20 protein-coding genes are annotated in these 20,875 nt (G+C 63.8%); 11 read left to right on the top strand and 9 right to left on the bottom strand.

Translation table 11 applies throughout. The features are described from left to right. The first annotated feature begins 19 nt into the window (after window positions 1-19). Both IVB07_RS27210 and IVB07_RS27205 read left to right on the top strand, forming a co-directional pair. Window positions 20-1,165: a patatin-like phospholipase family protein gene (locus IVB07_RS27210; protein WP_018457121.1), complete on the top strand. Its 1,146-nt coding sequence runs from the start codon at window positions 20-22 to the stop codon at window positions 1,163-1,165. Window positions 1,166-1,249: 84 nt separating this feature from the next. Further along, the gene (locus tag IVB07_RS27205; protein ID WP_026233306.1) at window positions 1,250-2,200 is read left to right on the top strand and encodes an oxygenase MpaB family protein; all 951 of its coding nucleotides are present in this window, start codon (window positions 1,250-1,252) and stop codon (window positions 2,198-2,200) included. A gap of 128 nt (window positions 2,201-2,328) precedes the next feature. Here IVB07_RS27205 and glgA read toward each other — a convergent pair whose 3' ends face one another. Next, the gene (gene glgA, locus IVB07_RS27200; protein WP_039799962.1) at window positions 2,329-3,744 is read right to left on the bottom strand and encodes a glycogen synthase GlgA; all 1,416 of its coding nucleotides are present in this window, start codon (window positions 3,742-3,744) and stop codon (window positions 2,329-2,331) included. 195 nt (window positions 3,745-3,939) lie between these two features. On the opposite strand from glgA, the gene IVB07_RS27195 reads away from it, so the two are divergent. The 3 genes from IVB07_RS27195 to IVB07_RS27185 all read left to right on the top strand — a co-directional run bounded on the left by IVB07_RS27195 (window position 3,940) and on the right by IVB07_RS27185 (window position 7,595). Next, window positions 3,940-5,136: a CoA transferase gene (locus IVB07_RS27195; protein WP_018457118.1), complete on the top strand. Its 1,197-nt coding sequence runs from the start codon at window positions 3,940-3,942 to the stop codon at window positions 5,134-5,136. Window positions 5,137-5,320: 184 nt separating this feature from the next. Beyond that, window positions 5,321-6,388 (top strand): alcohol dehydrogenase, encoded by a 1,068-nt coding sequence (locus IVB07_RS27190; protein ID WP_018457117.1) that lies wholly within the window; start codon window positions 5,321-5,323, stop codon window positions 6,386-6,388. 127 nt (window positions 6,389-6,515) lie between these two features. Beyond that, complete coding sequence (locus IVB07_RS27185; protein ID WP_085362255.1) at window positions 6,516-7,595, top strand: isocitrate/isopropylmalate dehydrogenase family protein; 1,080 nt, start codon at window positions 6,516-6,518, stop codon at window positions 7,593-7,595. 33 nt (window positions 7,596-7,628) lie between these two features. Here IVB07_RS27185 and IVB07_RS27180 read toward each other — a convergent pair whose 3' ends face one another. From IVB07_RS27180 to IVB07_RS27160, 5 genes are all read right to left on the bottom strand, one after another. Then, window positions 7,629-7,913: a hypothetical protein gene (locus IVB07_RS27180; RefSeq protein ID WP_085352111.1), complete on the bottom strand. Its 285-nt coding sequence runs from the start codon at window positions 7,911-7,913 to the stop codon at window positions 7,629-7,631. A gap of 180 nt (window positions 7,914-8,093) precedes the next feature. Continuing rightward, a complete protein-coding gene (locus IVB07_RS27175) occupies window positions 8,094-8,915 on the bottom strand; it encodes an enoyl-CoA hydratase (RefSeq protein WP_018457114.1) in 822 nt (273 codons plus the stop codon). 111 nt (window positions 8,916-9,026) lie between these two features. Next, window positions 9,027-10,376, bottom strand: coding sequence for a L,D-transpeptidase family protein (locus IVB07_RS27170; RefSeq protein WP_018457113.1), 1,350 nt, complete (start codon window positions 10,374-10,376; stop codon window positions 9,027-9,029). A gap of 374 nt (window positions 10,377-10,750) precedes the next feature. Then, the gene (locus tag IVB07_RS27165; protein WP_026233304.1) at window positions 10,751-11,122 is read right to left on the bottom strand and encodes a helix-turn-helix transcriptional regulator; all 372 of its coding nucleotides are present in this window, start codon (window positions 11,120-11,122) and stop codon (window positions 10,751-10,753) included. Window positions 11,123-11,151: 29 nt separating this feature from the next. Next, window positions 11,152-12,198, bottom strand: coding sequence for a LysR family transcriptional regulator (locus IVB07_RS27160; protein WP_018457111.1), 1,047 nt, complete (start codon window positions 12,196-12,198; stop codon window positions 11,152-11,154). 500 nt (window positions 12,199-12,698) lie between these two features. Here IVB07_RS27160 and IVB07_RS27155 point away from each other — a divergent pair, with 500 nt between their 5' ends. Both IVB07_RS27155 and IVB07_RS27150 read left to right on the top strand, forming a co-directional pair. Next, entirely contained in the window at window positions 12,699-12,965 is a 267-nt protein-coding gene (locus tag IVB07_RS27155) for a hypothetical protein (RefSeq protein ID WP_018457109.1), read from the top strand. Window positions 12,966-13,171: 206 nt separating this feature from the next. Continuing rightward, window positions 13,172-13,903: a cytochrome c biogenesis protein CcdA gene (locus IVB07_RS27150; RefSeq protein WP_083926459.1), complete on the top strand. Its 732-nt coding sequence runs from the start codon at window positions 13,172-13,174 to the stop codon at window positions 13,901-13,903. Here the strand turns inward: IVB07_RS27150 and IVB07_RS27145 are convergent. The 3 genes from IVB07_RS27145 to IVB07_RS27135 all read right to left on the bottom strand — a co-directional run bounded on the left by IVB07_RS27145 (window position 13,900) and on the right by IVB07_RS27135 (window position 17,198). Then, window positions 13,900-15,036: a mandelate racemase/muconate lactonizing enzyme family protein gene (locus IVB07_RS27145; RefSeq protein WP_247363495.1), complete on the bottom strand. Its 1,137-nt coding sequence runs from the start codon at window positions 15,034-15,036 to the stop codon at window positions 13,900-13,902. The genes IVB07_RS27150 and IVB07_RS27145 overlap by 4 nt on opposite strands. Window positions 15,037-15,049: 13 nt before the next feature. Beyond that, window positions 15,050-16,507, bottom strand: coding sequence for a sensor histidine kinase (locus tag IVB07_RS27140; RefSeq protein ID WP_247767811.1), 1,458 nt, complete (start codon window positions 16,505-16,507; stop codon window positions 15,050-15,052). 346 nt (window positions 16,508-16,853) lie between these two features. Continuing rightward, window positions 16,854-17,198, bottom strand: coding sequence for a DUF1236 domain-containing protein (locus IVB07_RS27135; RefSeq protein WP_018457104.1), 345 nt, complete (start codon window positions 17,196-17,198; stop codon window positions 16,854-16,856). Between the two features lie 137 nt (window positions 17,199-17,335). On the opposite strand from IVB07_RS27135, the gene IVB07_RS27130 reads away from it, so the two are divergent. The 4 genes from IVB07_RS27130 to IVB07_RS27115 all read left to right on the top strand — a co-directional run bounded on the left by IVB07_RS27130 (window position 17,336) and on the right by IVB07_RS27115 (window position 20,858). Beyond that, on the top strand, window positions 17,336-17,569 hold the full coding sequence (locus IVB07_RS27130) for a hypothetical protein (protein WP_026233301.1): 234 nt from the start codon (window positions 17,336-17,338) through the stop codon (window positions 17,567-17,569). 374 nt (window positions 17,570-17,943) lie between these two features. After that, window positions 17,944-18,942, top strand: coding sequence for a TRAP transporter substrate-binding protein (locus IVB07_RS27125; RefSeq protein WP_018457102.1), 999 nt, complete (start codon window positions 17,944-17,946; stop codon window positions 18,940-18,942). A gap of 84 nt (window positions 18,943-19,026) precedes the next feature. Beyond that, window positions 19,027-19,542 carry a TRAP transporter small permease gene (locus IVB07_RS27120; protein WP_026233300.1) on the top strand — a complete coding sequence of 172 codons (516 nt, stop codon included), beginning with the start codon at window positions 19,027-19,029 and terminating at the stop codon, window positions 19,540-19,542. Further along, window positions 19,539-20,858 carry a TRAP transporter large permease gene (locus tag IVB07_RS27115; RefSeq protein ID WP_018457100.1) on the top strand — a complete coding sequence of 440 codons (1,320 nt, stop codon included), beginning with the start codon at window positions 19,539-19,541 and terminating at the stop codon, window positions 20,856-20,858. Before IVB07_RS27120 ends, IVB07_RS27115 begins: the two co-directional genes overlap by 4 nt. Window positions 20,859-20,875 lie beyond the last annotated feature (17 nt).

Genomic DNA, 20,875 nt, shown 5'->3' with positions numbered 1-20,875 from the left:
GGCTCTCAGGGAGCAGAATATGAACGATGTGAAGCGCGATACCAGCGTGTCGAAGGATCTGCCCGGCCAGGTGGTGCTGGTGCTTCAGGGCGGCGGTGCACTCGGATCCTATCAGGCCGGGGTGTACCAGGCGCTGCACGAGGCCGGCATCGAGCCGGACTGGATCATCGGCACCTCGATCGGCGCCATCAATGCGTGGCTCATTGCGGGCAACGCGCCTGACCAGCGGCTGCTGCGCCTGAAGCAGTTCTGGAAACGGATGGAGCAGAATCCGGTCTGGAATCTGCGCACCCCGTTTGCCGGCTTCAATGAAAAGCTCGCCTATTGGTCGACCTTGACCCACGGCATTCCCGGCTTCTTCCGTCCCAATCCATTGGCGCATGCGGGCGATTCCTATCCGCTCGGAGCCGATCACGCCGGCTTCTATTCGACGGCGCCGCTGGAGCGGACGCTGCTCGAGCTTGTCGATTTCGGCCGGATCAACCGCTGCGCGCCACGGTTGACGGTCGGCGCCGCTCACGTCCGCAGCAGCCAGATGCGCTATTTCGACAGCCGCGACGGCGAGCTGACGGTGAAGCATGTCATGGCTTCGGGCGCGCTGCCGCCGGCGTTTCCGGCGGTACGCATCGACGGCGAGCTCTATTGGGACGGCGGCATTCTGTCGAACACGCCGACCGAGGCCGTCTTCGACGACAATCCACGCAAAAATTCGCTGATCCTCGCCGTGCATTTGTGGAATCCCGCCGGCGCAGAGCCGACCACGATGGCGGAGGTGCTGAACCGGCACAAGGATGTGCAATATTCCAGCCGGATCGCGAGCCAGATCACGCGCCAGCAGCAAACCCATCGCCTGCGCCACGTCATTAGCCAGCTCGCCGCGCGACTGCCTGAAAGCGAGCGCAGCAATCCGGCTGTGAGGGAATTGATCGACTACGGCTGCCCGACCAGGATGCATGTCGTGCGCCTGCTTGCGCCGCAGCTCGACCGCGAGAGCCACACCAAGGATATCGACTTCAGTCCGTCCGGCATCATGCGGCGCTGGGATGCCGGCTATTCGCACACAAAGTCAGTGCTTGAGCGAAGGCCGTGGGTTGGCGAGTTCGATCCGCTCGCGAGCGTGGTGCTGCACGAACATATGGACGAGATGCCGATGGCGGCGGAGTAGGGCCGCAAGCGATCGTCCCCTTCATCGAATTGCCACATGCCTTGCGGATTGTCGGTCCTGGTCCGCAATCGAAAGTCCCTGCAGGTGGTGTCCGGGAGCGAACTTGAATCTGCCCTTGATACCGTCCGCGCCAACGCGGCGGGACCGGTCGCCGGCGTGTTCGGCCCTGACACGGTGACCTGGCAAATCGACCGCGAGGCCGTGATCTTTCTCGGCGCCGGCCGGGCGCTGCTCCTTCAACTCGCGCATCCCTGGGTCGCCGCCGCCATCGCCGAGCATTCGAAAACCCTCGCTGATCCGATCGGACGATTTCACCGCACCTTCGACATCGTCTTTGCCATGGTGTTCGGTTCGCTTGACCGCGCGCTGTTGTCGTCGCGGCAATTGCACCGGCGCCACAGCATGATCGTCGGCGAGATGCCCGAGACCGTCGGTCCGTTCGCGGCAGGCTCGCGCTACTGTGCCAACGACATCCCGTCGCTGCGCTGGGTTCATGCCACGCTGGTCGAGACCGCGCTGATGGCGCATGATCTGGTCTTGCCGCCTCTCTCGGCGGACGAACGCGAACGCTACTGGGCCGAGAGTCGGTTGTTCGGTGCGTTGTTCGGGTTGACGGCGCACGATCTGCCGGCGGACTGGTCCGGCTTTGCGGCCTACACCGCGGCAATGACGCAGTCGGATACGCTGACCGTCAGCCCGGCCGCGCGCGATATCGCCGCGCAGATCTTTGGTGGAGCGCGCCCGTGGTTGCGTCCGCCGCGCTGGTATCGCGCGCTCACCGCGAGCCTGCTGCCGGAAAGCTTGCGTGTGGGATTCGGGTTCGAGCTTGACGAGCGTGACACCAGATCCGCCGAGAAGGCGCTGCGATGGATACGGCGGGTCTATCCAAGGTTGCCAGACCGGCTGCGCTATGTCGGTCCCTACCAGGAAGCGCAAGCGCGGCTGCGCGGAGAGCCGCAGCCCGACTGGATGACGCGGTGCCTCAACCGTGCCTGGATCGGACGGTCGCAGATGGATGTGCGCGGGAGGGGGTGAAGTCCTCCGCCGTTGCCACAAACCACCGTCATTGCGAGGAGCTCTTGCGACGAAGCAATCCAGGCTGCTGCCACGGAAAACAGTCTGGATTGCTTCGCTACGCTCGCAATGACGAGGACACGCAGGCCTCACACCGCCGCCAGCTTCCGGTACAGCGCGTTGTAGCTGCCGGCCGGGATGCTCCAGGAGAACGACCGTCCCATCGCACTGCGACGCATGGTGTCGAGCTGGTCCTGCGCCATGAAGGCGGAGAACGCACGGCGGACGCCGCCGAGGAAGGATTCATGCGAAGGTTTTGAGAACAGGAAGCCGGTTTCGCCGTCGGTAATGGTCTCGGCGAGGCCGCCGGTCTGGTGGCCGATCGGCAGCGAGCCGAAGCGCTGGGCGTACATCTGGCTGAGCCCGCAGGGCTCGAAGCGTGACGGCATCAATGTGAAGTCGCTACCGGCGAAGATGCGGCGCGCCTGGGCCTCGTTGAAGCCGATCACGACCCCGATCGCGTCAGGCCGCCGGCGATGCGCGTCGATTAGCGCCTGCTCGAGCGCCGGCTCGCCGGAGCCGGTGACCACGATCTGCCCGCCGGCATCGACGATCTCGTCGGCCGCCGCCAGCACGAGGTCGATGCCCTTCTGGTGCACCAGCCGGGCGACGATGCCGAACATCGGGCCGCGCGACACCGCAAGCCCGAACTGCTTGCGCACGTAATCCGCATTGGCCTTCTTGCCGACCCAGTCGCCGGCGCCGAACTGCTGGGCAAGCTGGGCGCAGGAACGCGGGTCCCAGCTCTCGTCGATGCCGTTGAGGATGCCGGTGAGTTCGGCCGCGTCGGAGCGGACTCGAAGCAGGCCCTCGAGACCGCAGCCGAATTCATCCGTGGTGATCTCCCGCGCATAGGTGCCGCTGACTGTGGTGAGATGCGAGGCGTAGACCAGCCCGGCCTTGAGGAAGGAGAGCTGGTCGTAGAACTCGACGCCGTCGATGTGGAAGGAGCTCTCCGGCGCGCCGATCCGCCGCAGCGAGTCCTTCGGGAAGAGGCCCTGATAGGCGAGGTTGTGAATGGTCAGGATCGACGGCAGCTTGGAGCCGCGCCAGGCGAGGTAGGCCGGCACGAGCGAAGCCTGCCAGTCATTGGCGTGGATCAGGTCTGCTGCCCAATCCTTGTCCAACGTGCCCATCGCCAGCTCAGCGGCGGCCGAGGCAAAGCGCGCGAAACGGATGTCGTTGTCGGGCCAGTCGCGCCCGGACTCGTCACCATAGGGGTTGCCGGGCCGGTCGTAGAGTTGCGAGCACAACAGCACATAGACCGGCAGGCCGTCCTTGGTCGCGGCGCGGCCGAGCGAGCAGGCCGGCATCTCCGCGAACGCCGGACAGCGGCCAACGACCTGGATATGCGTGAGTTGTTCGATGATGTCGCGATAGCCGGGCAACATGACCCGGATGTCGGCGAAAGGACGAAGGGCTCGGGGGAGTGCAGCGGAAACGGCTCCAAGTCCGCCGACGCGGACAAAGTCGTCCATTTCTGTCGTAACGAACAAGACCCTCAAGAACTGCTGCCCTCTGCCGGAGCCCGATTGCTGCTATGCAAGAACGGGTCCAGTTGCCCTGGAATTCCCAAGCCCGCCCGCGAGACGTGTCTGTTCGGTAAAGACTTTCCTACTCAGCCGCCGCCCTCTAGGGTCGGCGCACCAACAACAGAGAACTTCGATAAGTTCCTAAGTGACTCAAGGACGCAAGCAGGCATGCAGCTATCAGATAAGCATGAGGGGACCACGACAAAGGCCTTCGCCGGCCTCAGGGTCCTGGATTTTTCGACCACCATCGCCGGTCCCCATTGTGCGCGGATGCTCGCCGACATGGGCGCCGAGGTCATCAAGATCGAGACCGACGGCGGTGAGACGATGCGGACCCGGCCGCCGCTGCGCAAGGGCTGCAGCACCGTGTTCGGCCAGCTCAACGTCGGCAAGAAGAGCGTCGTGCTCGACCTCAAGTCCGAGGACGGCAAGGAGGCGGTCCGCCGGCTGGCCGCGACTGCCGACATCCTGGTCGAGAACTTCCGCCCGGGCGTGATGCATCGGCTGCGGCTCGACTATGACAGAATACGCACGGTCAACCCGAAGCTGATCTACTGCTCGATCTCCGGCTACGGCCAGAGCGGCCCGTCGGCCGAGCTGCCGGCCTATGCGCCGGTGATCCATGCAGCCTCGGGCTACGACATGGCGCATCTCGCCTATCAGCCCGGCCGCAGCCGCCCGGATTATTGCGGCATCTACCATGCCGACGTCGTCACCGGCACCTACGGGTTCGGCGCGATCGCGTCGGCGCTCTACCAGCGCACCCTGACTGGGCTCGGCCAGCATATCGACGTTTCCATGCTGGAATCGATGCTGACGCTGACATTGATCGAGTTGCAGAACTCGCAGTTCACCGTGAAGCCGCCGCCGCGCCCGATGTTCGGGCCGACCGAGACGGCGAGCGGTTATGTCATGATCACGGTTGCCAGCGAGAAGACGTTTCAGGGACTGATGGGAGTGATCGGCCGCCCCGAATGGATCTCCGATCCGCGCTTCTCCACCTACGCCGCGCGTCGCGATCATTGGGCCGACTTGATGGACGGTGTAGAGGCCTGGTCGCGGCAGCTCTCGACCGATGTCTGTCTTGTCGCGTTAGGTGCGGCCGGCGTGCCGGCCTCGGCCTACCGCACTGTGTCCGAAGCACTGGCCGATCCGCAGCTCGCGCACCGAGAGGCGCTCTCGTCTGTCGAGGATGAAGGCGGCTCGTTCCAGGTCCTCAATCTGCCGTTCCGGATGACCGGTGCTGATACAACACCGGGCAAGACGATAGCCGTTCTTGGCGAGCACACGGACGGACTGCGCGCGGAGATCGGGCTCACCGACAATGCGCCAATTCCGTCAGGCAAAACAGCCGTGCAAGGCTGAGGGCAAGGCTGACGGCAAGTCTCACGGGAAGTCTGACGGATACCACGCTGTGGCAAGCAATGCGGCGTTGCGCGTGGCCGGCTTGCCATCATCCGTCAGCCTAAATTAGACAGGTCCGAGTTTGTCTCGTCCTGCCGCCCATGCCATGGTGGCGACGACAACAAAAATATCCGAGAGGACGCCAATGAAAAGTTTCAAGGTCGCCGATTTCAAGGCGCCGCTGCAGGAGTTCGACGAGGCCACGCCGCAACCGTCCGGCACGCAGGTGCTGATCAAGGTGAAGGCCGCCGGCGTCTGCCATAGCGACCTTCACATTTGGGAAGGCGGCTACGATCTCGGCCACGGCCGCAAGCCGCTCTCGCTGAAGGACCGCGGCATCAACCTGCCGCTGACCATGGGGCACGAGACGGTCGGCGAGGTGCTCGCCTTCGGCCCGGACGTGAAGTCGTCGGACCAGGGCGACGTGAAGATCGGCGATGTCGGGTTGGTCTATCCCTGGATCGGTTGCGGCAAATGCGCGACCTGTCTCGCCGGTGACGAGAACATGTGCCTGACGCCGCGCTCGCTCGGCGTCTATTGCGACGGCGGCTATTCCGACCACATGCTGGTGCCGCATCCGCGCTATTTGCTCAACCTCAAAGGCCTCGATCCCGCGTCGGCTGCACCCTACGCCTGCTCGGGCGTCACGACCTACAGCGCGCTGAAGAAGCTCGAGCAGCACTTCGACACGCCGATCGTGATGTTCGGCGCCGGCGGACTTGGCCTGATGGCACTGTCGCTGCTGAAGGCGATGGGCGGCAAGGGCGCGATCATGGTCGACATCGACGCGAAGAAACGCGAAGCGGCGGAGCAAGCCGGCGCGCTCGCGACCGTCGATCCCAAGGCGCCCGACGCGCTGGAGCAGCTTGCCAAGAAAGCCGGTGGTCCCATCCGCGCCGTGCTCGATCTCGTCGGAAACGCCGCCACCACGCAACTCGGCTTCGACTGCCTGACCAAGGGCGGCAAGCTCGTCCTCGTCGGCCTGTTCGGCGGCGGTGCGACCTGGGCGCTGCCGCTGATTCCGATCAAGGCGGTGACGATCCAGGGCAGCTATGTCGGCAATTTGCGCGAGACGCAGGAGCTGCTCGACCTCGTGCGAGCGAAGAACATAGCGCCGATCCCCGTGACGCGGCAGCCGCTCGCCAAGGCCAACGACGCGCTGGTGCAACTGCAGCAGGGCGCGGTGGTTGGCCGCACGGTGCTGACGCCGTAACCAACGCTGCTAGTTTGTCGTCATGGTCGGGCTTGACCCGACCATCCACGTCTTGCCATGGAGTTGGTATCGAGGCGTGGATGCCCGGGACGATCCCGGGCATGACGTTGGAGAGAGTAGGAAACCGATGTCCGCAAATAACGCCTTCCACATTGCCGTGCTTGCCGGTGACGGCATCGGTCCCGAAGTCATGGCGCCGGCCATCGAAGTCCTGCGCAAGATCGAGACGAAATCCGGCCTGAGCTTTCGCTTCACCGAGGCGCCGGCGGGCGCCAATCATTATCTCGCCGCCGGCAAGTCGATGCCGGACACCACCATCAAGCTGTGCGAGGAGGCGGACGCGATCCTGCTCGGCGCCTGCGGCCTGCCGTCGGTGCGCTATCCTGACAACACCGAGATCGCGCCGCAGATCGAGCTGCGCTTCATCTTCGATCTCTATGCCGGTGTGCGCCCGGCGCGGCTCATTCCGGGCGTGCCGAGCCCGATCGTCGGCGCCGACCAGCGCGGCATCGATCTCGTCGTGATCAGGGAGTCCACCGAAGGCCTGTTCGCCTCGATGGGCAAGGGCGTCGTCACCCATGAGGAGGCGCGCGAGACCATGCTGATCACGCGCAAGACGTCCGAGCGCCTGTTCGAGTTCTCGTTTCGTCTCGCCGAGCGGCGCAAGGCGCGCGGCAAGCCCGGCGCGCTGGCCTGCGTCGACAAGGCGAACGTGTTCAAGGCCTTTGCGTTCTTCCGCGGCATCTTCGACGAGATCGCCAAGCGTCATCCGGAGGTGAAGACCGACCGGCTCTATGTCGACGCCTGCTCGGCGATGCTGGTGAAGCGTCCCTGGGATTTCGACGTGATGGTGATGGAGAACATGTTCGGCGACATCGTCTCCGACATCACCGCGAGCCTGATCGGCGGCCTCGGCATGGCGCCGTCGGCCGACATCGGCGACAAATACGCCGTGTTCCAGCCGTGCCACGGCACCGCGCCCGACATCATGGGGCAGGGCAAAGCCAATCCCACCGGGATGATCCTGTCGGCTGCAATGATGCTGGACTGGCTCGCCGACAAGCACGGCGTCGAAGGAGCGGCCGAGGCCGGCGAGACCATCGAGCGTGCGGTGGACAAGGTCTATGCCGACGGTCTCAAGCCGATGGAATTTGGTGGCCGCAACGGAACCGCCGACATCACGAAGGCGGTGCTTGCGGCGCTGTAGTCAAGGAAGAGAGGCCTCGCGGCCCCTCGCAATTCACCAGCGACGCCAGTGGCGGTGGCCGCCCCAGCCCCACGGACGGCCGCCGTAGAAGCGTCGCGGGCCGCCGTAAAAACCGTAGGCGCCGTAATAATTCGGACGCCAGAAGCAGCGACCCCAGGGGTTGCAGACCCAGCGCACCTGATCGACGTCGGCTGCCGGGCCGCTCGCGATACGGTCGGCCTGCGGAATGCCGTTCGGCATCGCTGCGAGTGCCTGTCCTGATGCGAGAGCGGCGCCGCCCAGGGCAGCCAGACCAACAACAGCAAATTTCAGTTTCATCGCAATCTCCCTCGTTTGATGGCGAGAGAACTTCCAGCAAATCAGCTGGTTGCTATGGTGTTGCGGGGCCGTGGGAATTTAATCTTCCTGAATGCATGTTCAGTTTGCCCGCCGTCATCGCGAAGAGCCAAGCAGGCAGAGGCACTCTGGATTGTTTCATTTTGCTCGCTGGCGACGGAATCACTGTCCCTGGAACTGCGGCTTGCGCTTCTCCATGAAGGCCTGCCGGCCCTCGCGAAAATCCACGCTGTCCATACAGGCCGTGCCGACCGCCCTGATCGCGTCCATGTCGCGCGCGCTTTCGTCCTTCAACACTTGCGCGATGGTGAGCTTGGCGGCCTTGATCGCGAGCGGCGCATTTTGCGAGATCGTCTCGGCGATGGCCATGGTCTCGCCCCAGAGCTGATCCTCCGGAAGCACGCGCTCGACCAACCCGATGCGCAGCGCTTCCGACGCATCGATGCGCATGCCCGTATACATCAGGAGCCGTGCCCAGGACGGGCCAACCAGCGACACCAAGTGCCGCAAGCCGTCATAGCCATAAGCGATGCCGAGCTTCGCCGCGGGAATGCCGAACTGGCTGCCATGGGAGGCGATGCGGATGTCGGCGAGCATCGCCACCTGCATGCCGCCGCCGAGACAAAAACCCTGGATGCAGGCAATCGTTGGCTTGGGATAATCGGCGAGCAGCGCGCGCTGGGCGGCGCTGCGTTTTGCGTATTCCTCGGAAGCGGCGGCGTTATGGCGCGTCTTCTCGAACTGGCTGATGTCGGCGCCCGACACGAATGCCTTGCCACCGCCGCCGCGCAGGATCACGACGCGCACGGCAGCGTCATCGCGTAAGGCGGTCAGCGCCTCGCCAAATCCCTCCCACATCTCCAGCGACATCGCGTTGCGCTTGTCGGGATTGTTGAACGTGATCACGCCGACGCCACTGGCTGTGTGCTTGAGGATCTTGCCGTCGGCGTAGGGAATTTCGGTCGTGCTGGACATGTCGGACATCGCGGGCGCTTTCGTTGGCGAGGCGCAATGTTCGGCCGGGGCGAGGCCAGGGTCAACCGCGACAACGGACCTGGCTTTGCAGCCGCCTGTGCCGCGATTGCATGGCGCGATCTATCTGGTCATGTGCGCGGTCAGCGGGTGGCTGCCGGCATTGCTGAAGAAGGCCGCCTCTTCGGCGGTCGCCTCCAGCAACTGCTCGTCCTGGTGATAAACGTCGTTGCGGAACTGGACGGTCTGGTCCTTGGTCATCCACGCCGTGAGGTAGATCCAGGCCACCGGCACCTTCTTCGCCATGGCGACGTCGAGATGCTGGCCGCTGGCGATCTCCGCGTCGATCGCGGCGCGGCTCCATTTCGGCTGGTCCTTCAGCAGCCAGGCGGCGAGATCGCGCACATTGTCGACGCGCGAGCAGCCGTGGGAATCGAAGCGGTAATCATCGCTGAACAGATTGCGCTGGTTGGTGTCGTGCATGTAGACCGAATAGGAATTCGGCATGTCGATCTTGACCGCGCCGAGCGCGTTGAACGTGCCGTTGTGCTGGCGCACGGTGAAATTCGGCGTATGCGTGCCCGACCAGTCAACCGAATTCGGGTCGATCGGATTGTCGTGAGCGTCGAGCACCTCCATGTGCATGCGCGACAGATAGGTGGGATCCTTGCGCATATGCGCGGAGATCTCGGTCTTGGCGATCGAGGAGGGCACCGTCCAAGTGGGATTGAGGACGACGCTGCTGATCTGGGCGGTGAGCGTTGGCGAGGGCTTTTCGGTCTTGCCGACGATCACGCGATAGCGCCTTACCACGACGTCGTTCTCGACCGCTTCGGCAAAGGCGGCGGGGATGTTGACCACGACATAGCGCTGGCCGAAGCCGAAATTCATGTTCTCGAGCCGCTGCAGCGAAGCCTCGAGCTGCCGGATGCGGTTCTGCACCGGCACGTTCATCGCCGCGATCGTGCGCGGCGTCATCGTTCCGGTCGGCGCGAGGCCGTGGCGGGCCTGGAAGCGTTTCACGGCGTCGGCGAGATCCTGGTCGAAGGCGCCGCTCGCCTTGTCGGCGGAAAGATCGCCGGAGACGATCAGCCGCTTGCGCAGGAGATCGTCATTGGCGCCCTGGGCGCCGGGCGCGAATTTGGCGTCTGCCGGGATCGTCGGCCAGCCGCCGCGCACGGCCAGATCGGAATAGCTCAGCGCCGCATCCTTGATGCGCTGGGCGGAGCCTTCGTCATAGGTCGGCTCATGCGTCAGCGCGAGCGCTGCGGCCGAACGGCTCTCCGCCGTAGATGCGGCCGCCGGCGCGGCGGTTTTCGGTGCGGCTGCGTGGGCCGGATTGGCGGTGGCCGGCACCGTGCCAGCCGCAGTCGCCGGCTTGGGCCCGGCCTGTCCAATGGTCTCGGTCTGAGCAAGCGCAGAGGCGCTCGCAAGCATGCCGACGGCAATGATTATCGCATGGCGCTTCGACATGTGTCCCATCTTCCCTATGAGAGCGAGGCCCGGACGGGCGCTCGCATCGGCAATTCCCGGTTCGTCGGGCTGATTCGAGAAATCGGCGGGAGGCTAGCGTCTCCCGGTTGCGGCTCCCTCAAGCACGGCGCATCGCGAGCCCCATGCGCAAGGCACGCGGTCTCTGGATCGGGTCGCGACAGGGCAGGAATGGGTTCGCGCAAACCGCGGGCGACGGCGGGAAAAATGGTCAACAAAAAGGGGCGGTCATGCCGCCCCGAGAAGTCCGCGCAAGCGCGGGCCGGATATATCTCGTCCGGGTCTCGTTCAATCCAGCCGCGCCCCGTGACGCGGCGGATTGAACATCGGGCGGAAAGGCACGAACGCCGATCGGCTCAGGCTTCGTTCGCTGCGATCGATTCCATCAGCGAGACGAGCTGACGCTGCACCGTCTGGTCCTTGATCTTGCTGTAGGCGCGCAGCAGGCGGAGGCTGAAGGCCGAGTCCAGGAAGAGCAGGCTCTCGACTTCGCGCGCCTTGTTGTCGCCGTCATAGAAGAAGGTCACGGGCACATCGAGGGCGGTGGCGATCTGCTGAAGCCGGGCCGCGCCGACGCGATTGACGCCCTTCTCGTACTTCTGGACCTGCTGGAAACTGACGCCGAGCTTCTCGCCGAGCTCGGCCTGCGAGACCTTCATCTCGACGCGCCGTAGACGGATTCGCTTGCCCAGCTCAATGTCCGGCTTGCCGGCACTGCGCTGCTTCATTCTCTTCGCCGCTGTCTTCATCTTTTTTCTCATCGGTCTTCGGTTGAAAACCCCCCGAAGAGCTGGGTCAGGGGTTCGCCCATATACTCGTCCTTGAATTCATGCGGGTGCACGAACTCTTCCTTAAACCACGGGAAACGCGCCGGATTGAAGGCTTCGATCAGCCAGTCAATCATGTGCCGTACGCGCGGAATCCGGCCGCTACCAGGATGGTAGGACAACCAGATATCCAGCGGTCTGTTCAGCTCGACCTCCAGTGGAATCAACTTCCCGCCAAGCGCAATGGCGTAGCTCGGGAACACGCCGATTCCGGCGCCATTCGCGACCGCCCAGTAGTTGGCGCTCGAGACGTTGGTCTTCATGACCAGAAGGTCACGTTCCGGAACGCCGGGGAAGAAGCTCTCGAAAGTTTGCTTGGCGGCGAGTTGGTCCGCGAATTGCAGCACCAGGCGGTGCTTGATCAACTCCGCCGCCGAGCGCGGCGCGCCATGTTTTGAAATGTATTTCTCGGAGGCCCAGAACATCAGATGCATGCGGCCGAGCCGCACCAGCTTGACGTCGAGTGCCGAAGGCCGCGACAGGTGAATGGCGACGTCGGCCTCGTGGCGGGAGACGTCGGCCGAACGCATCGCGCAATGCAGATCGACCAGGATCTTCGGATAGGTCTGCTGGAATTCGACCAGTCGCGGGGCGAGCCAGAATGTGCCAAGTCCCTCGGTGACGGCGACGCGGACCTCGCCGGACAGGGCGTTCGCTGTCGAATCGCTGGTGCGCAGCACGTCGAAGGCAGCCGCCTCCATTTGCTCGACGGCGGAGACCACCAGCGCGCCTTCGTCGGTCAGACGGGTGCCGTGGACGTCGCGGGTGAACAACGTGGTGCCGGTCTGGCGTTCGAAATCATCGATCCGGCGGCGAACGGCGTTGATCGACAGCGACAGGCGCTCGGCCGCCGAGCGGAAACTTCCGCATCGGACAACTTCCAGGAAAATGCGCGCCGCATCCCAGTCCGAGAGGCCGCTGACGTTTGTCTTTGGGCGTTCCTCCAGAGGAACGCCCCTTTCCGCCAAGGAGTGCATACAAGTCCCTTCGGGTCGCTAAACTGGCAGAATCTCGGGCAAACCACAACCACGGCGGGTTGGGGAACGACGAGTTTTGAACGTCATCCTTACTACGCCGCAGGTGGTATTCGGGTGCTGCCAAGCCTAGGAACAAGGGCTAGGAATCGGGCAAACCATCGCCCGTATGAGGGGGTGTGGCGTGAGTTCCGTTGTGAGCCGTGACTTGCCTGCGGGATTGTCGGCATTGTCCGCAATGAACGTCCTTGCGCGAGAGCAGGTGCCTTCCACGATGGATCAATTGCAGCACGCCAGGCGTTTTACGATCGAGCGCTTTACGACTGAGCGTTTCGACGGCCGGCGGCGCGACGCGATACGCGCCGGAACCGCGGTTTCAAGGCAGAAACACACTGAAATCATGTTCGGGGGCGTAGCGGCCTCGTGTTATCCTCGACGCTCCATGGGGGCCAAAGGGGTCGTCACAACCACGTCTCACAGGCCGAATTAGCGGAAAGAACGCCGTGTCGCATTCAGACGAACAGTTGCAGTCGGTGCTGGAAACGCTCGAAGAGTGCCGCAGGGTGCTCAACGAGAGCAATAGCCGTGAGTCGGCCGAGCTGCTGTCCATTGTCATCCTGGACGTGCGGATGAAGCTCAAAGGAATTGACAGTGCCGATCTCAAGGCACTGTGCGACGAAATGCTGCGGACGGCCACGAGCGAACCGCAGCCCCCTTCCAAGCAGACGCAGGACCAGCCCCGGCGTCCGCTGCTCCGCGTGGTGAAGTAGCCGCGCCGCCGAGTTTCGCTTTTTGGCGAGATTTGTGCGTGTCCCGGTGCCGCATCTGTGATCACAGACGGCATCGGGAGGAGCCCTGGTTTTGTGCGCCTCTGTTGCGCATTCGCTGGCATCGGCTACACCAGAGCCGGTTCGGCTCCGGGCCGCGCGCATTCCCCGCGCGCCGCATCGGCGCCAGAGATGGTTCCGACTGCATCATGCAAAATGTTTCGATCCCGGCGGCGCTGATTGCCGGCCTCGTCAGCTTCCTCTCCCCGTGCGTCCTGCCGCTGGTCCCGCCCTACCTGATCTATCTGACGGGCGCGACGATCGAGCATGTCGAAAGCGAAGAGCCCGCATCCGCCTCCAAACGCGCCATCATGATGTCGGCACTCCTGTTCGTGCTCGGCTTCTCCACGGTGTTCGTGGCGCTCGGCGCCAGCGCCTCGCTGATCGGGGCGCTGATCCGGGCCTGGTCGGCCGAACTCTCGATCCTCGCCGGCATCGTCATCATCGTCATGGGCCTGCACTTCCTCGGCCTGACGCGCATCGGCCTGTTGATGCGCGAGGGACGCTTGACCGCGCCCAAGCCCGTCGGCCTTTGGGGCGCTTATGTGATGGGGCTGGCCTTTGCCTTTGGCTGGACGCCCTGCATCGGCCCGATCCTTGCCGCGATCCTCTCGGTCGCCGCGGCCGAAGCCACGGTGACAAAGGGCGCCGTCCTGCTCGCGGTCTATTCGGCCGGGCTCGGCATTCCCTTCCTGATCGCTGCCCTGATGATCGAGCAGTTTTCCACCCTGTTTGCGCGCATGAAGGGCCATCTCGTCAATGTCGAGCGCGCTATGGGCGTCCTGATGGTGATCACCGGTATTGGATTCCTCACCGGCGCGGTCTCGAACGTGAGCATCTGGCTGCTGGAGACGTTTCCGACGTTGCAGACGATCGGTTAGGCCTCCGCATCAAAGCGCGCTAGCGCGGCGCGGTCGATCTCGATACCGAGGCCCGGCCCCTCGGGCACCCGCACGACGCCGCTCGCATGCTCGATCGGCTCCTGCAAAATCGCCTGCCGGATCGGATGTTCAGTGCGGTCGAATTCCAGCATCGGCTCGAGCGGTGACAGCGAAGTCGGCGTTTGCGAGGGCAGCACCGCGAGGAGCTGGAGCGACGCGGCGATCGCGATCCCGGTGCCCCAGACATGCGGATTGTAGCGGATGCCGAACGCCTCGCTCATGTCGGCGATCTTCTTGCATTCGGAGAGACCACCTGCCGCGCAGGTGTCGGGCTGGGCGATGTCAAGTGCGTGCGAGACGAACAACTCGCGGAAGCCGAAGCGCGTGAATTCGCACTCGCCGCCGGCGACCGGAATCGTAAGCGCGGATTTCACCGCGCGATAGCCCGCGATGTCCTCCGGCGGCACCGGCTCCTCGAACCATCCGATGTCATGGCGCTCGATCAGGCGGCCGAGCCGGATCGCCGCGACCGCGTCATAGGCGTGGTTCGCATCGACCATCAGCGCGACATCGGGGCCGATCGCCTCGCGCACCGCGCGGGTGACCGCGGCATCCTCCGCGATTCCGAAACCGACCTTCAGCTTCACGGCGCGGAATCCTTCGGCGGCATAACCCGCCGCTTCCTCCGCCAGATAGTTCAGCGGATCGCCTGACTTGCGCCGGTAGAGACCGGTCGCATAGGCCGCAACCTGCTTGCGCGCGCCGCCGCCGAGAAGCTGATGCACGGGTAGGCCGAAATGCTTGCCCTTGATGTCCCATAGCGCGATGTCGATGCCGCTCATCCCCTGGATCACGACGCCCTTCTGGCCGTGATCCCGCAGGCGCGCATAGACCATCTGCCACAGCACGTCGGTGCGCAACGGATCCTCGCCGATCAGCCACGGAGCGATACTCTGCACCGCTGCCGCCGTGATGCGCGCCGGGCCGTAGCATTCACCCCATCCGACAAGACCATTGTCAGTCTCGATCTCGACCAGCATTGCGGTGCGCGTGTCGTACCAGGCGCGCGAATAGGCAAAGGGCTGCGACAGCTTTGCTTCGAGAATGTGCGTGCGAACCCTAGTGATCTTCATTGCCGGCCTCCGTTCATCGCGCCTCGTCCAGCGCGCAAATCACCGTGCAGACCACGCCGCGGGGCAGGAAGTCGACCGTTGCCTCGCCGCCGAGCTGGTCGCGCGCGCTGCGCTCGATCAGGCGCGAGCCGAAGCCGCGTTGCACCGGCGCCGTCACCGGCGGTCCGCCGATCTCGGTCCAGATCAGGCGCAGCCGCGGCTTCGGCGCATCGGCGACGACCTGCCACTCCAGCGTCACCCGGCCGGTCTCGTTGGATAGCGCGCCGTATTTCGCCGCGTTGGTGGCGATCTCGTGCACGATCATCGACAGCACCACGGCGAGCCGCGGCGACAGCGGCACCGCGGGTCCGGCCATGCGGATGCGCTCCGGATTATTCAGCAGGAACGGCTGGAGCGCGCGGGCGATCACGTCCCGCAGCTCGGAGCCCGCCCATTTCTCCTGGCTCAGCAAATTATGCGCCTCGGCCAGCGCGCCGAGCCGGCCCTCGAATTTTACCCGCTCGTCCTGGCTGGCGCTGCGGAAGGTCTGCACCGCGATCGCCTGCATCAACGCGAGCGTGTTCTTGACGCGATGGTTGAGCTCGTCGATCAGGAGATCGTGCAGCATCTCGCCGCGCGCGATCGTGGTCGCCATCCGGACCGCGAAGGTCAGGCCGGTCAGCAGCAGGACGCCGCCGATAAAACTGGTGATCGCGATGTTGCGCCAGAGCGGAGCGATTAGCGAGCTCTCGGCGACGCCGGCCACGATGGTCCAGCCGGTCAGCCGCGACCTCGTATAGACGGTGGACAACGCGACGCCGTCGAGCGAAACCGTCGAGAGTGCGGCTTCCGGCGTGCGCAACATACTCTCGTACAGTGCGCCGGTAGCCCGTTTGCCAAAGATCTCCGTAGGGTTCGGCGTGCGCGCGAACACGATAGCCTTGGTGTCGAGCAGGGAGACCGTCCAATCCCGGTCGGGCCGTTGCTTTTCCACCAGGTCCTGAAAGGTGCTGACCGGCGGGCTGAAGCAGAGGTCGTAGATCACTTCGCCGTCGCGGAGCACCGGAACCTCGACCGTAAGCACCTGCCGGCCGTTGATCGCGCCGGTGAACAGGTCGGAATATTGCGGCGACCTGGTCGCAAACACCCTCTCGATGATCTCAAGATGACCGCGTGGCGGCAGGCTTGCGGTGTCCTCGGTCGCGGAGGAAAACAACAGCCGGCCCTTGCGATCGGAGATCAGCACGAGGCCGCCTTTGCCGTACTGGTCGACGAAGCCGAGCGCGATGCGGCGGAAGCTCTGGAAGTCGTCGTTGCGCAGCGAATTCGTCAGTGCAAGCACCTGCAGGCCGCCGGTCATCCGCTGCACCTCGGAGTCCAGCACGAGGCGCATGCTGCGCACATTCTCCAGCACGCGGCGGGTCGCGTCGTTGCGGTCCTGTTTGTAATTGTAGACGGCAATGCCGACCGCGAAGACGATCAGCGGCAACATCGTTCCCGTCACCAGAAGAGCGAGCCGGACCGGCAAAGTGAGCTTTGACAAACGCGGGCGTCCCGGTTCCAGCGCAGGGGAGCGCCGGATTTATGATTTTGGGAGACCATAGGGGCGGGATTTGCGCTACGCCAATAATTTTTGCGTTCGGACGCGCCGCCCAGGAAGAAGATTTTGCAGCGCGGTCCGCGGCTGCGCCTCAGCTCATGCTGATTGCGGTCAGTAGGAGACACATGGCGTACACGGCCGCCAGGCTGAGCCCGGCGATCCGGGCCTCTCGATGCGATTTCATAATGTCAACTCCCAGAGAGGGAGGCCGCCTCAAGGCGGCCCCCTTACACCTGGATCAATCAATTTCCTGAACGACCGTGCGCGTACCGGGATCGACGAGCATCACGCGATCGCCGGAGTAGACGTAGCGATACTTCGTCAGCGACGGACCCCAGTCTGCGGGAACGGCCTCAAGCTCGACGTCGCTCGGCACCGCCGCACCGACAACGATCTTTTCCTTCGTGGTCACCGGGCGAATGCGATGCTCGGTGACGTAGGATTTGATCTTGGTTCGGTACTGCGGCTCGATCTGGACGGCCGCCGCGTGGCCCGTCCCGGTCGTCGTCACGACGGTCGATTGCGCGAAAGCACCGGTCGACATCAGGACCGCCGCGGCGGAAAGCAGGAACAACTTCTTCATCTCGTTCTCCTCGTTTGAACATGCGCCGCAACAACCCCTCATTGCGGACAGCGTTCCCGGCTCAGGGAACTAATTGCCGCTTTTTCCCGTTTGTAGATGACCGGGCTGACGGCTCGGGCTCTGGAGGAGGACTACAAATGAAGTTGAAGATAGTAACTGCAGCATTGATGCTTTCCGCAATATCCCTGCCGGCGTTCGCGGCCGACGAGTTCTATGTCGTGCAGGACGTCAAGACGAAGAAGTGCACAATCGTCGACAAGAAGCCGACGGACACGTCCATGACCGTCGTCAGCCCATCGGGCGCGATCTACAAATCGCGCACCGAAGCTGAAGCCGGCATGAAGACCGTCAAGGTCTGCACGTCCAACTGAGGAGGATGACAAATGCCAGTTCTGATTCTCTGGGCCGTGCCGGCCGTGCTGGTGATCGGCGGCGGCATCTATCTGATCGGCCACATGCACTAAGCGGCAGTGGAAGGCGGGTCTGTGCGTGCAGCGCACGGGCCCGCACGCCGTCTGTCTGCTAAGAGAGGCTGCTCCCCTCGGCCTGCCACGCACCGGCAGGAGCGCAAGTTGCAGTGCAGCAGTTCGCGAAAGGGGTGGCCCTGCGACGAAGAGGGCCTCCCGCGCGCGTGAAATGACTTCCGTCCCGCCGAGGTTTTCCATACGCTTCCCACTCGCAAGCCGCATACCGGCTGCGCTCACGGCCCGGCGACAGGGCCGGAGCATCAAAAGGAGGGGAGACGATGAAGCGAAGATCATTTCTCGCTGGGCTCGGCGCGACCACTGCGGCGGCTGCGATGGGCATGCCGTCAATCGTCAGGGCACAGTCGCCGATCACATTGAACGGCGCGGTCCAGTTCAACGACGACCACGCCTTCAACCGGGCCCTGCTCCGGTTCGAAGAGCTGGTCAAGAAGTACTACGGCAAGCCCGTCAACTTCACACTGCACAGGAATTCCTCGCTTGGCCTCGAAAAGCAATATTTCGAGTACATGTCGCAGGGCAAAGCCGTCGATTACGGCATCGTCTCGCCGGCTCACATGTCGACCTTCGCCAAGGCGGCCCCGTTCATCGACGCGCCCTTCGTGTTCAAGGGCATCGACCACATGAACAAGGTCGTCGAAGCCAATATCCTGGCGCCGATCGCCGACGAAGTCGCGTCCAAGGCCGAGGTCGTTCTGATCGGCTATTCCGGCGGTGGCATCCGCAATATCTTCGCCAACAAGCCGCTCAAGACTCTCGCCGACCTTAGGGGACTCAAGGTGCGCGTACAGGGCGCGCCGATCTGGTCGAAGACCTTTGCGGCCGTGGGCATGAGCCCGACGGTGATCGCCTACAACGAAATCTACAACGCGATCCAGAACGGCGTGATTGCGGCCGGCGAGAACGAGGCGGCCGGCGTCGAGGCGATGAAGTTCTACGAAGTGGCTCCGCATCTCAACCTGACCCAACACGCCGTGTCGATCCGGCCGATCTGCTTCTCGGTGAAGACGCTAAAGACCTTGCCGAAGGAGTTGCAGGACGCGATCATGAAGGCCGGCAAGGAGGCCGGCGACTACGGCCGACAACTGGAGTCGAGTGAAGAAGTCGTCAAGCTCGACACGCTGGAGAAGGCCGGGAAGCTCAAGCGCGTTCCCTTCGAAGAACGGGACGCCATGAAGAAGCTCGCCGATCCCGTGATGGCCACCTACGCCAAGGAAATTGGCGCGGAAGGCATTTTCGAGAAGATCAACGTCGTCTGAAAACTGTCGCCGCCCACGCGACAGGACGTCGGGGCAAGCCAGACGGCTTGCCCCATTGCGTGATTGTGATCCCCCGGAGTCGTGATGACTGAAATATCGATGCCACCGAACCCGTCGCCATGGCGCCGAGCAACGGCGGCCTATGCAAAACTGCTGGAAATCCTGCTCGCCGCCTCCGTCGGTATGCTGGTCATTCCGGTCACGTTGCAGATCATCTCGCGCTACACGCCTTTGATTCCGTCCTACATCTGGACCGAGGAGATGGCGCGGTTCATGTTCATCTGGACGATCATGATTGGCGCCATGGTCGGCATCAGAGAGTCGCAGCATTTTGAAGTCGACGTCTGGCCTGACCTGTCACGCCGAAGCGAAGCCATGGTCCGGATTCTCGCGCGGCTCGGCGTGCTGGCGCTGGCACTGGTGTTCGTAACCGCCGGAATCGAGTTCACCCGCTTTGCCTGGAACAGAACTTCGGAGCTGGCCGATCTGCCGCTTTGGCTGATCCACGTCGCCTGGCCGATTTCCGGCGTGACCTGGATCGTGTTCGCCGGTGAACAGATCGTCGACGAGATGCGGATTTTGTTTGGGGCAAATCAATGAGCGGCAATGTTCTTTCTGCCGGGCAGGCCGCAATGGTCCTGTTCGGTACTTTCGTTGGCCTGCTCATCATCCGCGTCCCGGTCGCCTTCGCGCTTGGCCTTGCCTGCGTGCCGATCCTGCTGATCGAGCCGCATCTGTCGCTGATGACGCTCGCGCAGGAAACCTTCAACGCCTACAATTCATTCATCCTGCTAGCGGTCCCGTTCTTCCTGCTCACCGCCAATCTGATGAGCATCGGCGGCATCACCGACCGGCTGGTCGCGCTGTCCCGCTCGATGGTCGGGCACTGGCCGGGGTCGCTGGCGCAGATCAACGTGGTGCTGTCGGTGTTCTTTGCCGGCATCTCCGGATCCTCCACCGCGGACGCGGCGAGCCAGTCCAAGATATTCATCGATGCCCAGACCAAGGAGGGCTACGACCTCTCGTTCTCGATCGCCATCACCGCGGTCTCGGCCGTGCTCGCCGTCATCATCCCACCCTCGATCCTGATGATCGTGTGGGGCGGACTGATCTCGACCTCGATCGCCGCGATGTACCTCGCAGGCATCGTGCCGGGATTGCTAATCGCGGGCGCGCAGATGGCAACAGTGCATATCTATGCCGTGCGCCGGGGCTATCCGACCTATCCGAAGGACACCTGGAGGGAGATGTGCTGCGCCATCTGGCGCTCGATACCGGCGCTTATGACGCCGTTCATCATTGTCGGCGGCATCCTGCTGGGGTGGTTCACCGCGACCGAATCCGCCTGCGTCGCAGTGCTCTATTCCGTGGCGCTGTCGACGTTCTTCTACCGTGAAACCGGCGCGCGCGAACTCTACAAGGCGCTGCTCGATACCGGGCGCCTTGCCGGCGTGGCGCTGTTCTGCGTCGGTACCGCGAGCGCGTTCGGCTGGCTGCTGGCCTATTACAGGATTCCGCAGGAACTGCTGGCTAACGTCTCGACCTGGGGCATGGGCGCGATCGGGGCCGGCTTCTTCATCGCGTTCTGCTTTCTGGTGGTGGGCTGCTTCCTCGACGCCATTCCGGCGATCATCATCGTCGGCACCGTTCTCGAACCGCTGGCGAAATCGGTCGACCTTCATCCGGTGCAGTTTGCGATCATCTCGATCGTCTCGCTCGCCTTCGGATTGGTGACGCCGCCTTATGGCCTCTGCTTGATGATCGCCTGCTCGATCGCCGGGGTACGGCTGCGCTATGCGCTTAAGGACACGGTGATCATGCTGATCCCCATGCTGCTCGTGCTGGCGGCGCTCATTATTTGGCCCAGCGTTTCCCTGTTCCTGCCGCGCCTGATCGTGCCGGAGATGTTGAAATGAGCGGGGCTTGATCCCGC

The organism is Bradyrhizobium sp. 172 (assembly GCF_023101065.1).
GTDB lineage: Bacteria > Pseudomonadota > Alphaproteobacteria > Rhizobiales > Xanthobacteraceae > Bradyrhizobium > Bradyrhizobium canariense_D.
This window is presented reverse-complemented; position numbering and strand designations above follow the sequence as displayed.

Bases quoted from the DNA above. Each gene is read 5' to 3' on its own strand.
- IVB07_RS27140 (WP_247767811.1), bottom strand. From the start codon at position 16,507: ATGTTGCCGCTGATCGTCTTCGCGGTCGGCATTGCCGTCTACAATTAC.
- IVB07_RS27115 (WP_018457100.1), top strand. From the start codon at position 19,539: ATGAGCGGCAATGTTCTTTCTGCCGGGCAGGCCGCAATGGTCCTGTTC.
- IVB07_RS27195 (WP_018457118.1), top strand. From the start codon at position 3,940: ATGCAGCTATCAGATAAGCATGAGGGGACCACGACAAAGGCCTTCGCC.
- IVB07_RS27190 (WP_018457117.1), top strand. From the start codon at position 5,321: ATGAAAAGTTTCAAGGTCGCCGATTTCAAGGCGCCGCTGCAGGAGTTC.
- IVB07_RS27145 (WP_247363495.1), bottom strand. From the start codon at position 15,036: ATGAAGATCACTAGGGTTCGCACGCACATTCTCGAAGCAAAGCTGTCG.
- IVB07_RS27130 (WP_026233301.1), top strand. From the start codon at position 17,336: ATGAAGTTGAAGATAGTAACTGCAGCATTGATGCTTTCCGCAATATCC.
- IVB07_RS27120 (WP_026233300.1), top strand. From the start codon at position 19,027: ATGACTGAAATATCGATGCCACCGAACCCGTCGCCATGGCGCCGAGCA.
- IVB07_RS27150 (WP_083926459.1), top strand. From the start codon at position 13,172: ATGCAAAATGTTTCGATCCCGGCGGCGCTGATTGCCGGCCTCGTCAGC.
- IVB07_RS27175 (WP_018457114.1), bottom strand. From the start codon at position 8,915: ATGTCCGACATGTCCAGCACGACCGAAATTCCCTACGCCGACGGCAAG.
- IVB07_RS27210 (WP_018457121.1), top strand. From the start codon at position 20: ATGAACGATGTGAAGCGCGATACCAGCGTGTCGAAGGATCTGCCCGGC.
- IVB07_RS27160 (WP_018457111.1), bottom strand. From the start codon at position 12,198: ATGCACTCCTTGGCGGAAAGGGGCGTTCCTCTGGAGGAACGCCCAAAG.
- IVB07_RS27125 (WP_018457102.1), top strand. From the start codon at position 17,944: ATGAAGCGAAGATCATTTCTCGCTGGGCTCGGCGCGACCACTGCGGCG.
- IVB07_RS27180 (WP_085352111.1), bottom strand. From the start codon at position 7,913: ATGAAACTGAAATTTGCTGTTGTTGGTCTGGCTGCCCTGGGCGGCGCC.
- IVB07_RS27165 (WP_026233304.1), bottom strand. From the start codon at position 11,122: ATGAAGCAGCGCAGTGCCGGCAAGCCGGACATTGAGCTGGGCAAGCGA.
- IVB07_RS27185 (WP_085362255.1), top strand. From the start codon at position 6,516: ATGTCCGCAAATAACGCCTTCCACATTGCCGTGCTTGCCGGTGACGGC.
- IVB07_RS27135 (WP_018457104.1), bottom strand. From the start codon at position 17,198: ATGAAGAAGTTGTTCCTGCTTTCCGCCGCGGCGGTCCTGATGTCGACC.
- IVB07_RS27170 (WP_018457113.1), bottom strand. From the start codon at position 10,376: ATGTCGAAGCGCCATGCGATAATCATTGCCGTCGGCATGCTTGCGAGC.